The sequence below is a fragment of the Vibrio frigidus genome (genome assembly GCF_042465995.1).
Classification (GTDB): Bacteria; Pseudomonadota; Gammaproteobacteria; order Enterobacterales; family Vibrionaceae; genus Vibrio.
Genome location: NZ_JBCDMC010000004.1, coordinates 241,050 through 255,369, shown reverse-complemented (window position 1 = coordinate 255,369; position 14,320 = coordinate 241,050). Strand labels below are relative to the sequence as shown.

At 41.5% G+C, this 14,320-nt stretch carries 14 protein-coding genes; 3 read left to right on the top strand and 11 right to left on the bottom strand.

Features of this window, described 5'->3' with window-relative positions:
* Positions 1-8: 8 nt before the first annotated feature.
* Together AACW90_RS08850 and mlc are read right to left on the bottom strand one after the other, a co-directional pair.
* Positions 9-950, bottom strand: coding sequence for a chemotaxis protein CheV (locus AACW90_RS08850; protein WP_390233300.1), 942 nt, complete (start codon positions 948-950; stop codon positions 9-11).
* A 178-nt stretch (positions 951-1,128) separates the two neighbouring features.
* Positions 1,129-2,343, bottom strand: coding sequence for a sugar metabolism global transcriptional regulator Mlc (mlc, locus tag AACW90_RS08845; RefSeq protein WP_390233298.1), 1,215 nt, complete (start codon positions 2,341-2,343; stop codon positions 1,129-1,131).
* Positions 2,344-2,631: 288 nt separating this feature from the next.
* Here mlc and pyk point away from each other — a divergent pair, with 288 nt between their 5' ends.
* Entirely contained in the window at positions 2,632-4,077 is a 1,446-nt protein-coding gene (gene pyk, locus AACW90_RS08840; RefSeq protein WP_390233296.1) for a pyruvate kinase, read from the top strand.
* A gap of 77 nt (positions 4,078-4,154) precedes the next feature.
* Here pyk and AACW90_RS08835 read toward each other — a convergent pair whose 3' ends face one another.
* Both AACW90_RS08835 and cydH read right to left on the bottom strand, forming a co-directional pair.
* Entirely contained in the window at positions 4,155-5,315 is a 1,161-nt protein-coding gene (locus AACW90_RS08835) for a patatin-like phospholipase family protein (protein WP_390233294.1), read from the bottom strand.
* A gap of 21 nt (positions 5,316-5,336) precedes the next feature.
* The gene (gene cydH, locus AACW90_RS08830; RefSeq protein WP_275136105.1) at positions 5,337-5,426 is read right to left on the bottom strand and encodes a cytochrome bd-I oxidase subunit CydH; all 90 of its coding nucleotides are present in this window, start codon (positions 5,424-5,426) and stop codon (positions 5,337-5,339) included.
* 639 nt (positions 5,427-6,065) lie between these two features.
* On the opposite strand from cydH, the gene AACW90_RS08825 reads away from it, so the two are divergent.
* Together AACW90_RS08825 and AACW90_RS08820 are read left to right on the top strand one after the other, a co-directional pair.
* Positions 6,066-7,553, top strand: a complete 1,488-nt coding sequence (locus AACW90_RS08825) for a sodium-dependent transporter (RefSeq protein WP_275136104.1) — start codon at positions 6,066-6,068, stop codon at positions 7,551-7,553.
* A 1-nt stretch (position 7,554) separates the two neighbouring features.
* Positions 7,555-7,656, top strand: coding sequence for a MetS family NSS transporter small subunit (locus AACW90_RS08820; protein ID WP_195702769.1), 102 nt, complete (start codon positions 7,555-7,557; stop codon positions 7,654-7,656).
* Between the two features lie 67 nt (positions 7,657-7,723).
* Here the strand turns inward: AACW90_RS08820 and AACW90_RS08815 are convergent, their stop codons facing one another.
* The 7 genes from AACW90_RS08815 to pabC form a co-directional block, all read right to left on the bottom strand.
* Positions 7,724-8,152, bottom strand: a complete 429-nt coding sequence (locus AACW90_RS08815; protein ID WP_390233291.1) for a hypothetical protein — start codon at positions 8,150-8,152, stop codon at positions 7,724-7,726.
* A 158-nt stretch (positions 8,153-8,310) separates the two neighbouring features.
* Positions 8,311-9,744 (bottom strand): PTS glucose transporter subunit IIBC, encoded by a 1,434-nt coding sequence (ptsG, locus tag AACW90_RS08810; RefSeq protein ID WP_195702768.1) that lies wholly within the window; start codon positions 9,742-9,744, stop codon positions 8,311-8,313.
* Positions 9,745-10,110: 366 nt separating this feature from the next.
* Entirely contained in the window at positions 10,111-10,878 is a 768-nt protein-coding gene (locus AACW90_RS08805) for a TatD family hydrolase (protein ID WP_390233288.1), read from the bottom strand.
* Positions 10,869-11,834: a DNA polymerase III subunit delta' gene (gene holB, locus AACW90_RS08800; RefSeq protein ID WP_390233286.1), complete on the bottom strand. Its 966-nt coding sequence runs from the start codon at positions 11,832-11,834 to the stop codon at positions 10,869-10,871. The genes AACW90_RS08805 and holB overlap by 10 nt, the downstream gene beginning before the upstream one ends.
* Positions 11,835-11,839: 5 nt before the next feature.
* On the bottom strand, positions 11,840-12,475 hold the full coding sequence (tmk, locus tag AACW90_RS08795; RefSeq protein ID WP_390233284.1) for a dTMP kinase: 636 nt from the start codon (positions 12,473-12,475) through the stop codon (positions 11,840-11,842).
* Positions 12,475-13,488, bottom strand: a complete 1,014-nt coding sequence (gene mltG, locus AACW90_RS08790) for an endolytic transglycosylase MltG (RefSeq protein WP_390233282.1) — start codon at positions 13,486-13,488, stop codon at positions 12,475-12,477. Before mltG ends, tmk begins: the two co-directional genes overlap by 1 nt.
* Positions 13,485-14,288 (bottom strand): aminodeoxychorismate lyase, encoded by an 804-nt coding sequence (gene pabC, locus AACW90_RS08785; RefSeq protein WP_390233280.1) that lies wholly within the window; start codon positions 14,286-14,288, stop codon positions 13,485-13,487. The genes mltG and pabC overlap by 4 nt, the downstream gene beginning before the upstream one ends.
* Positions 14,289-14,320 lie beyond the last annotated feature (32 nt).

Here is a 14,320-nt window from a genome sequence, read left to right as displayed (position 1 = left end):
CGGAGAACCTAATCCAAAATCTGCTTCATTCTCTCTTGGGCCACACCCACCAAAAGATCTGGTTGGAATTTAGAGATAAAGCGATCACAGCCGACTTTTTCTACCATTGCATCATTAAAACTACCACTCAAAGAAGTATTTAGAGTAATAAATAGATTTTTCATTCGTGGGTCATTCCGTACTTCGTAAGTTAATCTATACCCATCCATTTCTGGCATTTCAGCGTCGGTAATCATCATCATCAGTTTTTCAGTAACGTCTGTACCTTCATCACTCCACTTGCGTAGTAAATTCAAGGCCTCTAAACCATCACCACACTCAATAATATTCAAGCCCAATTGTTCAAGTGTACCCTTAATTTGTCCTCTAGCGGTCGATGAATCATCAACGACTAGAACGTTCCTACCCACCATTTGAGTCGTAAGCCGCTCATCAAGAACGCCTTCGGAAATAGAAATATCGTAATCAATAATCTGAGCCAATACCTTCTCTACATCGATGATCTCAACAATCTTCTGTACGCCTTCATCTTCTATATTAGTGATGGCGGTTAAGTAGTTTGATTTACCGGCTGTTTTAGGTGGCGGCGCAATATCAGTCCACGTTGTGTTTACAATATTACGAACCTGACCGACTAAAAATCCCTGAACACTTCGGTTGTATTCCGTAATAATTAAATTTTGCTCTTCATCTGGGTGCATAGGTCGGTACCCAATAGCAGCACGAAGATCAATAATAGGTACTGACTCTCCACGTAAAGAAGCCACACCAATGACATTCTGGTGAGAGCCTGGCAATTTAGTTACAACAGGTACTTTTAGTATTTCTTTAACCTTAAACACATTGATCGCAAACAATTGGCGATTGCTCAGTTTAAACAACAACAACTCAAGTCGGTTTTCACCCACCAAGTTCGTTCTTTGATCAACGCTACTTAATACTCCAGACATACGACTTTCTCACAGAGATTGGAATTAAGTTCTAATTCACACTTAGAAACAAAAAATTACGATACCGTTATTTATACTATACAACACCGGATAAACCTATCCAGTATCCATAGATACACCACGAAAACATGAGAGAACTGATTGATATCAATCTTCAGTACATAACATGTACCAAATATCAGCCCTCCACGACCTTCATTAATAACTCTCCATCATACATAGCTTGTTTAATTAACGCAGCGCCAGGCATAGTGGCTTGCTTGAGAAAGCGACTCTCGACTATATCTACGTTTCGATGATAAACGGCTAAACTTTGCTTCTTAATCGAAGACTCTATAGCCGGATAAAGAATAGATTTGGCACGGTTAATTACACCGCCAATGAGTACTTTTTCAGGGTTAAACAGATTGATCATGATAGCGATCGCGGACCCCAAATAATAACCAAGTTTTTCAATCACTTCCACCGCGAGAGGATCGCCCACTGCGGCTGCAGAGCAAATCGCTTCGATAGTGGGGTTGGCGGCATCAATAGAGGAGACTTCTCCTTGTTCAAGACGCATTGTGACTTCTTCTCTAATTGCTTTAGAACTCGCGACCGTTTCAAGGCAACCATAGTTACCACAATGACAACGCTTACCAGCAGGATCTATCTGAATATGCCCTAGATCACCAATATTACCATTTTTACCCTGAAGTACTCGACCATCTAGCACAATGCCCGCGCCAACACCGTGATGAATCGAAATCAACACAGAACTATCATTTACCTGAGAGTTTCCAAACAGTTTCTCTGCGAGTGCCCATGCATGCGTATCATTGGCAATAAATACAGGTAACCCTGTCGCCTTGTACATTTCTGGGCCCAAAGGCAAATTGGCGACATTGTAGTGTGGCATTTGAATCACAATACCGTGCTCAGAGTTAACCAAACCCGGCAGCGTTACTGCAATACTGGTTACTCTATTTAATTGATCGGCATAGGTTTGAAAAAATTCCTCCGTTTCATGGAGAAGACGTGCGAGTAGATCATCTTGTTCTACTTCATGAATATCTATTTTTGTATCAACTAAAACCGAACCACCTAACTCATGCAGTGCGATAGTTAAATATCCACGACCTAATCTCATAGAGAGAAACTGCCAACCCTCATTGTTAGTTTGTAACCCGACAGCAGGCCGCCCACGACTCGTCGCTTCCTGAACCGTAGTTTCATGAATAAGATGTGCATCGATAAGCTCACGAGTAATTTTTGTGATACTTGCAGGCGCCAATGAACTCGTTTTCGACAGATCGATACGAGAGATTGGGCCGAGCTCATCAATTAATTTATATACACGACCAGCATTGAACTGTTTTATATGATCAATATGGCCTGGTTGAGCCATGTACATCTGAAACTCCAAAATAACACTGTTAGGGTGATTTTTTTACTTTGCGAAGTAATTGTGAAGCGCCTTAGCAAATCGCCGTGACCAGTATCACGCACAAATCGTATTTAGTTCATAAATAGAGAGAAATTTATATTTCAAACACCGAAATAATTGATCTATGACAGGATTACCACGTCGTCAAAACACTTTACCCTAAATGATAACTACACCCCAATAGAACAATTCTTTTTTCTCGCCTTAGATTCATATCATATACTCAATGAGTAAAGTCAGTAACGGAGATAAAAAATGGTAGAAATGCTTAGAAGAACAAAAATTGTTACCACCCTTGGTCCGGCCACAGATAAAGACAATGTCCTCGAAGAAATCATCAAAGCTGGTGCCAACGTTGTTCGCATGAACTTTTCACATGGCAGTGCTGATGACCACATTAAGAGAGCAAAAAAGGTCAAAGAAATTGCTGCAAAATTAGGTCAACACATCGCCATTCTTGGTGACTTGCAAGGCCCTAAAATTCGAGTCTCTACTTTTAAAAATGGTAAAATCGACCTCGTCATTGGGGAGAAATTCACCTTAGATAGCGAACTAGAAGCAGGGATGGGTGATCAAGACGCCGTTGGTCTGGACTATAAAAACCTACCGCAAGATGTTTCTAACGGCGATCTATTAATGCTTGACGATGGCCGAGTTCAGCTCAAAGTTATATCCGTAAAAGGCAACAAAGTGTTTACTGAGGTTGTCATCGGTGGCGTGCTTTCAAACAACAAAGGGATCAATAAAAAAGGCGGAGGGCTATCTGCAGAAGCGCTAACTGAAAAAGACAAACAAGATATTTTAACCGCGGCAAAAATAAAAGTCGATTATCTCGCTATCTCGTTCCCGCGTAATGGGGAAGATATGAGATACGCGAGAAGGCTTGCCCGGGATGCAGGATTGGAAGCGAAATTAGTCGCTAAAGTTGAAAGAGCCGAAACAGTTGCAAATGCAGAAAGCATAGATGACATAATTCTCGCTTCAGACGTCATCATGGTCGCTCGTGGTGATCTAGGTGTGGAGATCGGTGACCCTGAATTGATCGGAGTCCAAAAACAACTCATTAAACGTACTCGCAGTTTAAACCGAACCGTGATCACTGCGACTCAGATGATGGAGTCAATGATAGTCAACTCTATGCCAACACGAGCTGAAGTAATGGATGTCGCTAATGCCGTATTAGATGGTACAGACGCGGTTATGCTATCCGGCGAGACTGCCGTTGGTGCGCACCCCGTTGAAACCGTAATATCAATGGCCAGTGTGTGTGTTGGTGCAGAAAAAATGCCGTCTTTAAGTACATCAAGTTATCGTATTGATAAGACATTCCAAGCGACCGAAGAAGCAATAGCAATGGCAACGATGTATTCAGCCAATCATTTGGAAGGTGTGAAAGCAATGATATCACTGACAGAATCAGGTAAAACACCACTTATGATGTCTCGTTTAAGCTCTGGCCTCCCTATATTTGCACTTTCTCGTAATGAATCCACCTTAAACAAATCATCTTTATATCGAGGGGTTACGCCTGTGTACTTTGATTCCCATGCAGATGCGGGCATATCATCGGCACAAGAGGCCATTACTACTCTAAAAAATAAAGGCTATGTACATAGTGGGGATATTGTCATTATTACGCAGGGAGACGTAATGGATATCATTGGTTCAACGAACTGTATGCGAATAATAACCGTGCAATAGTCGCCTATCAGTACTAGGGTCTTTTGATCATTCGAGGCTATTTTGCAACGAAAGATCAACAGACCTTAAGTCCTCACCTAATATTTACACTTGGATTCAGGTATATTAGTTGCGTTCTTTCTCGCTAAAGAGTGTTGCTTGATAAATTCGTAGCCCGCACTAAGGCCCAGTTCATAGTCAAAGATAAGGTCTTCTTTTTTACTCATTAATGGTGAGGATTTTAGCGGCTCAGAAGGCACTATTTGCACAATAAAGCAGTCGTCAGGAGGGTTACTCAAGAATGCATTAGTTAGTGCAAGACTTTGATAATGTACCATAAAGAAGTCTGCCAAACCTGAATCAAACTTTCCGCCCAGTAAATGACTTAAGCGATACACGTCGCCTGCCCCATACAACCAACGCCCGCCATTAAGAATATCTAAATGCTTATGGTGTATTTTCTTCTGTTTCGATTTATCTATTTGTTCCTGCCAAAAACCACTCCACTCATTTTTCCATTGTTCAACGGTTTTATTCCAACGGTCCTGAACATTATTCATTGGTTCTTTAATCCAATGAACATCAATATTTAACTCTCTAATTTTTTCCACTTCTGATTCGAGGCTTTCTGTTCGAATGACAATAATATTGCGAGCACCCTGTCGCCAAGCTTCTTGGACGGGTATAGCGGCTGTCACACCACCATCAACAAACCTCTTACCCTCAATTATCACTTCTTCAGAGTAAAGACCCGGGATAGCACACGTTGCTCGCATGACGTCATACCAGTTTTCTGACAATAGCGGAATATACCTATCTTTAATGCTACTAACTTCGGTAACAGCAGCAAAGGCTTGCCTCTCTCTTAGGACTTTTCGTCCCATATCCAGATCAAGTTTGTAAGGATAATCGCGAAATTTATTCAGTGCCCAATCAAGATCCATACTTTGTTTACGTCGCATATAACTGAACAGATGGAAAAACTTATCATCTGTCGTCAAATCTAACGTAAAGGCTTTGCCTATACCGGGTTGTCGGCACAAATACGCACTAATATTTAGCGCACCTGCAGATGTGCCATAGAAGACATCGAAGGGATCAAAATTGGAAAGAAGAAAGGCATCTAAAACTCCAGACGTAAAAATACCACATTGGCCTCCTCCTTGAGTAACCAATGCACTTCGCCCATTTTGGTACTTACCATACTTAATAAGATCTAAGTCTGAATGTATACCACTCACAACACCCCGATTGGACATAGTGTACGCTTCATATAACGATTAGTTAGCGATCGCTACAAAGCTACAGAAAAGAATGACAGCATAAGATCCTGCAACAACCGTTAGTGCCATTTTTAAGTTGTATTCCATAACACGTTCTCCTTTATTTTATATATTGATTAAATAACAGACGAAGCTAATATTCACAAGCAACCATCACAACCAAGCCTTGAAACTGTAGCGGTTATCACACATCGTCCTCTAACCTTTTATGTCTGTTTCACTTTATCAGTATGAAAGCCTTAAATAACCAAAATTCTAGGCAAATAATAAGATAATTGTGCATATTGCACATTTTTCAGTCATACGCACTGCCATGAGGAAAAGTAATATTATCTATTAAATTCTATAATATAAGATATTAACACTGCCTTTAAGATAAAACATAAACTATTACCCCAAAATATAGCTGCATTAACACTTTTAGAACCAAAATAATTATAATTTTTAACAACCCATTTCTATTGCTTTACTCTGTCTATCTCTGTAATCTCCACTCAACGCGTAGCCGATTGTTTCAGGTTTCGCAAACACACACCATACAACACAGAACAAAACTCTGAAATTTACCTTGGAAACTAGAGATAAAATCTAGTTTTTTACATAGATGACAGAATTAACTCCATCAAGTTAGTCTTAAAAGAGTTAATAATGTTACTTAGTAGTTAATCCATATTGGACTAAGTGTAAATGCTTCATAACTCAGAGTTTAGTAGTAAAGGAGTAACTATGAAGCGTGAACAATGGGGATCCCGTGCAGGATTTATTCTTGCCGCAGTTGGATCTGCTATCGGCCTAGGAAACATCTGGCGTTTTCCTTATATGGCTTATGAAAATGGTGGTGGCGCCTTTTTGATTCCTTACCTTTTTGCCATGATCACCGCAGGTATCCCATTCATGATCCTAGAGTTCAGCATGGGTCAAAGAAATCGTGGGTCGGCTCCGATCACTCTGGCGCGTATTAACGCCAAATTTGAGTGGTTGGGTTGGTTCCAAATCGGTGTTGCCGCAACGATTGCCGTGTATTATGTCGCCGTCATTGGCTGGGCAATTTCATACTTGGGCATGTCATTTACCCAGGAATGGGGAGCGGACACAAATGCGTTCTTCTTCAGCGAATATCTAGGTTTAGGTGACAATTCACCCTCTAATCTAGGTGGTATGCAGTGGGGAATTGCTGGTTCGATGTTGATCGCTTGGGCCATCACTTATGCCGCGATTGCGGGTGGGGTTAAGGCTGGTATTGAACGTGCAGCAAAAATTATGATGCCAGTTTTGTTCATCATGGTGATTGTATTAATTGCGCGTATGATTTTCCTACCAGGTGCTATTGACGGTATCAACTACCTATTTGAACCTGATTTCAGTAAGCTTACGGATATGAAAGTGTGGGCCGCGGCTTATGGCCAAATCTTCTTCACACTGAGTATCGGTTTTGCCATCATGTTAGCGTATTCAAGCTACCTACCTGAAAAGTCGGACATCAACAACAACGCCTTTATGACGGTATTGATTAACTGTGGTTTCTCAATCCTCGCGGGTGTAATGATTTTCTCTGTTCTTGGCTACATGGCCGCAGAGCAAGGAAAACCAATAACAGAAGTGGTATCTGCTGGTGTCGGTCTTGCGTTTGTAACGCTGCCTGCTGCGATTAACTTATTACCTGCTCCATACATCCTAGGCCCTCTATTCTTCTTAGCATTGGTTGTTGCCGGGTTAAGTTCTCAGATTTCCATCATGGAAGCCGTTGTTTCAGCTGTCATCGACAAACTAAACTGGTCACGTAAGAAAGCGGCAACTATCGTTTGTGGTATTGGTCTAATTATCTCGATGGCATTTGCTACTGATGGCGGTTTGTTACTTCTAGACTTAGTGGATCATTTCGTAAACAACGTAGGTATCTTAACGAGCTGCTTCATCGAAATCATGCTTATGGCTTGGTTAGTTAAACTTGCTGACGTGCGTGAATATGTGAATAAAGTATCCGACTTTACAATCGGCGCATGGTTTGAAGTTTGCCTACGCTTTATCACTCCATTAGTACTTGCAGCAATCCTATACACCAAGTTCACTAGCTTAATCGCTGATGGCTACGGTGGTTACGCGAAATCTGAGCTTATGACTCTAGGATGGGGTTTAATCGCTCTGCTAGCGGTAATAGGTATTATCATTAATGTGGTTAGCAAGCCGCAAAAACCCGTTGACGCAGAGGTTTAAGATGACAACTAGTGCAATTATTATGATGATTATCGGTCTGGGTATTACCTGGGGCGGAGCAGCTATCTGCATTAAACGTGCAATGGATAGCGGTAAAGAATAATCACCTTTTTGCCTTTTAGGTAAGAAACGTGAATAAAAAGCCAGCTGTCGCTGGCTTTTTTATTGCATCAAAACGTGTACCGAACGCCAACACCTGCCCCTATACCCAACTCCAAGTCATCCGATTTCGTGTTGTAACTTAGCTCTGGGTGGATCTGAGCATACGCATCCCAATTAGTTGCAAAGTCCCAATCTAAACCTAGTGGTATTCGAGCCCCAAATTCATCGCCGTGGTTATCCCAACCTACCCAACCACCAGCGCCAACATACCAAGTAAAGGGAAAGTCGCTGCCTTCAAATGCACCCTCTTTAAAAATATAATCAAACGCGACACCATCATTCCCTATCGCTAAATTCATGTTTTCATCAATCTGAATTAACGCACTAAAGCCTTGATCGATACCAAAGCCGACAGCCAATGGAGTGACCTCCTCTGCCTGAATACCGTACGTAACCATTGACGTCATAACAACGAGTACTGCTAACTTCTTATCCATATTCTTACCACTCCAATTGAATCGACGATTACATTGTTCATAATAATTATGTGCCAAAGTACACTCAATTCCATCCTTTAGCCGCCACTCAAGATAAAAATTAAAAAGGGAGACTTTCGCCTCCCTTTGTTTAATCTAAACTAAGAATAAAGGCGAGATTAACCGTGGTTACGCATCCACACATCCATATCTGTTTTCAGGTTATCTGATTTGGTTCCAAATATTGCCTGAACACCACCAGAAACCACCACCACACCAGCAGCACCAAGCTGTTTTAACTTCGCTTGGTCAACCGCATCTTGATCAGCGACGGCAACACGAAGGCGCGTAATACATGCATCTAATCCTGTAATATTGTTTTTACCACCAAATGCCGCAACCAGCTCTCCCGCCATTTCATTTTCTGAGACCGCGACTACAACCTCATCTGATTCCTCTTCACGTCCGGGCGTTTTAAGATCCATCACCCTTATAACAGTACGGAAAACCACATAATAAAGCGCAGCGTAAGCAAGACCTAGCCCTACCAGCAATACCATGTTTTCAGCACGTGGTGATTGAACAACGAAATCAATGAATCCATTAGAGAATGTATGACCGTGAACAATGCCCAAACCATTAGTTAACGCATAAGCTGCGCCAGCTAATACTGCGTGAATCGCATAAAGTACCGGAGCAACGAACAAGAATGAAAATTCAATCGGTTCTGTAATACCCGTTAGGAATGACGTTAACGCGGCTGAGACCATGATACCCATGACTTTCGCACGATTTTCTGGTTTAGCTGAATGTGCAATAGCTAACGCTGCTGCCGGAAGACCAAACATCTTAAATAGATATCCGCCTGCCAACTGTCCAAAACCATTACCTGCAGCTCGTGAGGCATCATCAGCCGTCAAGAAACAGGTCATAATACCGTTTACTTCATCACCAGATGCGTTAACGCAGCTACCTGCTTCGTAGAAAAATGGAACATTCCAGATGTGATGTAGGCCAAATGGAATGAGAGCACGTTCAACAACGCCATAAATACCAAATGCAGTGATTGGGTTTTGATAGGCAGCCCAATCAGAGAAAGCATCAATACCAGAACCAATTGGTTGCCAAATAAACGCCAGTACCACACCTAAAGCAATAGCGAGAAAACCAGTGACAATCGGTACAAATCGTTTACCAGCAAAAAAGCCTAAGTAATCCGGCAATCTAATTGTATAGAAGCGATTAAAGGACCAAGCGGCAATAGAACCCGCGATGATACCGCCAAGTACGCCTGTATCGATACTATCGACACCTAACACACCAGCCATAACAGATAGAGTAGCAACCATGATTCCGTAACCAACAATTGCAGCAAGACCCGATACACCGTCATTGTTGGTAAAACCTAATGCAACACCAACCGCAAAAAGCAACGGCATTTGACCAAATACGGAGCCACCAGCCTGTTCCATCAGATGAGATACTATCTCGGGTAACCAGCTGAAATTGGCGGCACCAACACCAAGTAAAATACCCGCAACCGGAAGAACAGATACTGGTAGCATCAGCGCCTTACCGACTTTTTGCAAATTGGCAAAAAGATTCTTAAACATATTTTATGCTCCTGATAAGTAGATAAACGAGGCAAGATCCTAATGGAACTTTACTTAGCCCTAATATTAGTACCCTTAAAAAATATCACATGAATCCCTCAAAAGAGGTCTTGTTCACGCGTCACTTTTCTCATATATGCTACTTTTATCATCTTCATTCATTAAAATTGGCATGAATATATATATTTTTAGAATACAACTTCAGCAATCAAGCATTCATTATCGAATACCTGACCTCAGGTTTTTCTCAGTTTTCTTAAGGTCTATACACACAATTAGTTAACTTCAACATAAATGGTTAACTACTAGGTTGTAACAAAAAAAAGGAGCAAGCGCTCCTATATTTATGTCGATCAACGATAGTTATTATCGCAAGAATAAATCTCTAAAGTTCTGAGTGGTCTTTTGTGCGACTTCGGTAAGTGATGTCGATTTAAGCTGCGCAATATACTGAGCGACTTCCACTACATAAGCAGGTTGATTCTGCTTGCCTCGATGAGGAACGGGTGCCAAATAGGGTGAATCAGTTTCAATAAGTAATCGCTCTAAAGGCAATTGTCTCACCACTTCTTTTAGCTCAATCGCTTGCCTAAAGGTTACGATGCCAGAGATAGAGATATAAAAGCCTAACGACATTGCGTGTTCAGCAAACTCAAGGTCTTCAGTAAAGCAGTGAATTACACCACCACACCTTTCTGCATGTCCATTTGTTAGGATAGATAACGTATCTTCTCGTGCATCTCTTGTATGGATAATGAGCGGTTTATTCAGGTCTACCGCTAACTCAACTTGTTGCTCGAATCGCTCTCTTTGAAGACCAGCGGTTTCCGGCTTATAATGATAATCCAACCCAGTTTCACCAATGGCAACCACTTTAGAATGGGTTGCATACTGCTTCAAAGTATCGAGAGAAAACGGGCTTTCCACATCAAGAGGATGTACTCCACAAGAGGCGTGAACGTGATCATAGGCGCTGATCATCTCAATCATATTAGGAAAAGCATCGAGCGTTACACCAACCGACAATAATTCGTTAACTTTCGCATTAGATGCTTTATCGATCACATCTTGAATACTATCATGCAGCTCGTCATAATCTAATTTATCTAAATGACAGTGTGAATCTACAAACATACGTCCTCTTGAAGCTCTATTAACCAGTTAATTAACAATAACTCAGTATTTAACCCTGAAAAAGATTCTAACTGATCTTTCATTTTATTAATGGACAGCATGGCTTTATACGCCGCCGAGTAAGCCACTCGCTCTGCCAATTCCGTACTCTTTTCACACATACCAAGTTCGCTGCAACCAAAATGTGCTTTTTGAATATCACTCATTATGATCGCTAGCCAAGATAATCGCCCAACTGGATTATCTTTTATCGATAACCACACTGGGTTGTAACTTGCCCCTTTTGAACTCAAAAACGTTTGTAATGCTGACTCTACTTTTTGAAAATCGGCATACGTTTTTTGTTCAAAAAATGCTAAAGCCTTTAACGGCGCACCGTTACTTAAACGGATGCCTACATAGTTACATGGTTTGGTCGTTTGGGTTAATAACCATTGATAAGTCTCTTCCAAATTAGACTCAGCAATCGTCCATTTTTGACAGCGACTAATAATAGTCGGTAGAAGTTTATGGTTATTGTTCGCAAGCAATAAAAAAACGCAATTTTTAGCTGGTGACTCTAACGTTTTTAACAATGCATTCGATGCCGACTCATTCATCGCATCAGCTGGCGTGATGATGATGACACGCTTACCTGCAAGTTGAGACGATTCTACGGCCCATTGATTACAGGCACGAATCTGGTCAACCGTAATAGACTTCCCCTCTTTTTCAGGGGAGACCCAATGGATATCGGGGTGATTGCCAGATTTTGCTAGCTCACATGAGTGGCAAAAACCACAAGGTTCCGACGTGGAATGACTACATACTAAAGTATGCACAAACCATTCGGCTAGTTTTTCAATACCGCTGCCTTGTGGGGCACTACATAACATCGCCCCAGAAACTCTATGAGTTTCACTCAGCGCCTGCCATTTATGCAACAAAGGCAATAACCACGGATAGATATCTCGCATAAACGTTACCTGTTCGCCTTAAGCCAATCCAGTAGCGCTTGTTTTATACCTACCGCCACCTGCTCAATTTTCTGGCTCGCATCAATAATCAGCACAGAGTCGTCCTCATTGGCAATCTCCAAATAGCGTGCTCTAGACCGATCAAAAAAACTGATATCATTCTTCTCAATTCTGTCTAACTCTCCACGACCTCGTGCTCTTTCAAGGCCTAGACGAGGATCGAGATCGAGATACAGCGTTAAATCCGGTTTAAAATCACCTAAGGTTACCTGCTTTAGCTTTTGCATGGTATCAGGTGGAATCTGACGTCCACCACCTTGGTACGCTTGAGAGGACATATCATGGCGATCACCAACAACCCACTTACCGTTTTCTAGCGCGGGTTTAATGACATTCTCGACCAACTGAACGCGAGCAGCATACATCAAGAGCAACTCTGTCATATCTTGTAAAATTTCACCATCGTGTTCTTCCTTCACCAGCGCACGCATTTTCTCCGCGAGTACGGTACCGCCAGGTTCTCTCGTATTCACGACCTGTTTAATACCTTGTTGCTCTAATACTTCATTAATCGCAGCAATCGCAGTACTTTTTCCCGCACCTTCTAGTCCTTCAACAACAATAAATTTGGTTTTAATCATTATTTTTTTCTTAATTGTTTTAAATAATTTTGAACGGCTCGATTATGTTCTTTCAAGCTCTTGGAAAACACATGACCACCCTTGCCGCTTGCAACAAAATAGAGATAACGAGTTTTGTCAGGATTTAATGCGGCATCCACAGATGCTTTTCCCGTCATCGCGATAGGAGTTGGAGGCAATCCATTTATTGTATATGTATTGTAGGGTGTTGGCGTTTGCAGATCTTTTTTGCGAATATTCCCTTTGTACTTATCTCCCATACCATAAATAACAGTTGGGTCCGTTTGCAAACGCATTCTACGATTAAGTCTGTTTACAAATACGGAAGAAACTTTGGTTCGTTCTTCTTCTACCGCTGTCTCTTTTTCAATAATCGATGCAAGAATCAATGCCTCATAGGGCGTCTTGATAGGCAGTTCTTTTTGACGTTTTTCCCACGCTTGATTCAATACCGTGTTCAGGTTTTGATGCGAACGCTTTAGTATGTCTAGATCCGACATTCCTGCCGTGTAATGGTAGGTTTCGGCCAAAAACAAACCTTCTAATTTTTCGTGTTCGATACCGAGTTTTATTGCAATCTCTGATTCCGATAGATCCGTGATCTCATGTCTTAACGAATCAGCTTTCGCCAGCGTCGTTCGCCACTCAGTAAATCGACTCCCTTCAACAAAGGTAATAGTAAATTGATGTTCTTTACCCTTGGAAATGAAAACGATGGCGTCACTTAAAGATATACCTGGCTGAACTAAAAATGTACCCGCTTTTACTTTCGTTAGCTCTGGACGAAACCTTCTTACTAACTTCGTATATTGACTTTGATTCACCCAACCAGAAGATTCAAATTTAGAGAGCACTGTTTGGAAGCTACTGCCACTCTTAATGGTAATAATTTCAGGTTTAGTGATAGAGAGAGGTTGATCGATATAAAGGTCTACCTGCTTCTCGATATAAAAATAACCACCAGCAGCAACGCCGATAATGATGAACATTAAAACCAACAGTTTCTTAATCACGAATTTAGATTCTCCTGAAAACGTCGCGTTATCGCTCCAATAGGATAATGCGACCTATCTATTTTTCTCACAGGGGCAACACCGAGTATTGAATTCGTCATAAAGACCTCATCTGCATTTATTAGATGATCTAAAGGAAATTCCCCAACGGAGACTTCGATTCCACTGTCTTGGGCATCTTTTAAAATCATTTTCCGAATAACACCTGCAACACCGGAGGAAGTCAAACTAGGCGTGTATAATATGTCGTGTTTAGACCAAAACAGATTGGCCATTGTGGTTTCAATTACATGGTCATAAATATTCATAACGACACCATCTTGACATCCAACACGCTCCATCTCTCCCCGAAGAAGAACCTGTTCTAAACGATTATTATGCTTGTGCCCAGCAAGAAACGGCATTATACCTAGCTTGTAACCACATATACCTAGATCGACACCTTTTTCTTGCCAATCTAAGTAATGGAGAGGATACGAGAAATGACTGATTGTTGTCGTTACTGAGTCCACGCCAGTAGGATTATAACCCCTGCCGCCTTCTCCGCGACTAACGTGCAATTTTATTCCGGCCAACGAGTCTTTGAGCGCCGCTTGATCCACCCAAACTTTTACCTGATCCCAGTCTGGACTCTTAATAACTAACCGATCTAGGCACGCTTGCATTCTTTCAATATGTAAGGGCCAGTGCCGAGCCACACCTTCTTTAGTAAGAATAGTGGTAAAACAGCCATCACCATACTGAAATGACCGATCAGAAAGAGATATCATTGACGCTGGTTGTCCATTCACCCAAAACATCTATTCGCATACCTATACAAAAATTAGTCAAA

Excerpts from the sequence above, each read along its gene's own strand:
- cydH (WP_275136105.1), bottom strand. The coding sequence starts at position 5,426 with ATGGAATACAACTTAAAAATGGCACTAACGGTTGTTGCAGGATCTTAT.
- AACW90_RS08835 (WP_390233294.1), bottom strand. The coding sequence starts at position 5,315 with ATGTCCAATCGGGGTGTTGTGAGTGGTATACATTCAGACTTAGATCTT.
- AACW90_RS08825 (WP_275136104.1), top strand. The coding sequence starts at position 6,066 with ATGAAGCGTGAACAATGGGGATCCCGTGCAGGATTTATTCTTGCCGCA.
- holB (WP_390233286.1), bottom strand. The coding sequence starts at position 11,834 with ATGCGAGATATCTATCCGTGGTTATTGCCTTTGTTGCATAAATGGCAG.
- AACW90_RS08820 (WP_195702769.1), top strand. The coding sequence starts at position 7,555 with ATGACAACTAGTGCAATTATTATGATGATTATCGGTCTGGGTATTACC.
- pabC (WP_390233280.1), bottom strand. The coding sequence starts at position 14,288 with ATGTTTTGGGTGAATGGACAACCAGCGTCAATGATATCTCTTTCTGAT.
- ptsG (WP_195702768.1), bottom strand. The coding sequence starts at position 9,744 with ATGTTTAAGAATCTTTTTGCCAATTTGCAAAAAGTCGGTAAGGCGCTG.
- AACW90_RS08805 (WP_390233288.1), bottom strand. The coding sequence starts at position 10,878 with ATGTTTGTAGATTCACACTGTCATTTAGATAAATTAGATTATGACGAG.
- mlc (WP_390233298.1), bottom strand. The coding sequence starts at position 2,343 with ATGTACATGGCTCAACCAGGCCATATTGATCATATAAAACAGTTCAAT.
- AACW90_RS08815 (WP_390233291.1), bottom strand. The coding sequence starts at position 8,152 with ATGGATAAGAAGTTAGCAGTACTCGTTGTTATGACGTCAATGGTTACG.
- tmk (WP_390233284.1), bottom strand. The coding sequence starts at position 12,475 with ATGATTAAAACCAAATTTATTGTTGTTGAAGGACTAGAAGGTGCGGGA.
- pyk (WP_390233296.1), top strand. The coding sequence starts at position 2,632 with ATGGTAGAAATGCTTAGAAGAACAAAAATTGTTACCACCCTTGGTCCG.
- AACW90_RS08850 (WP_390233300.1), bottom strand. The coding sequence starts at position 950 with ATGTCTGGAGTATTAAGTAGCGTTGATCAAAGAACGAACTTGGTGGGT.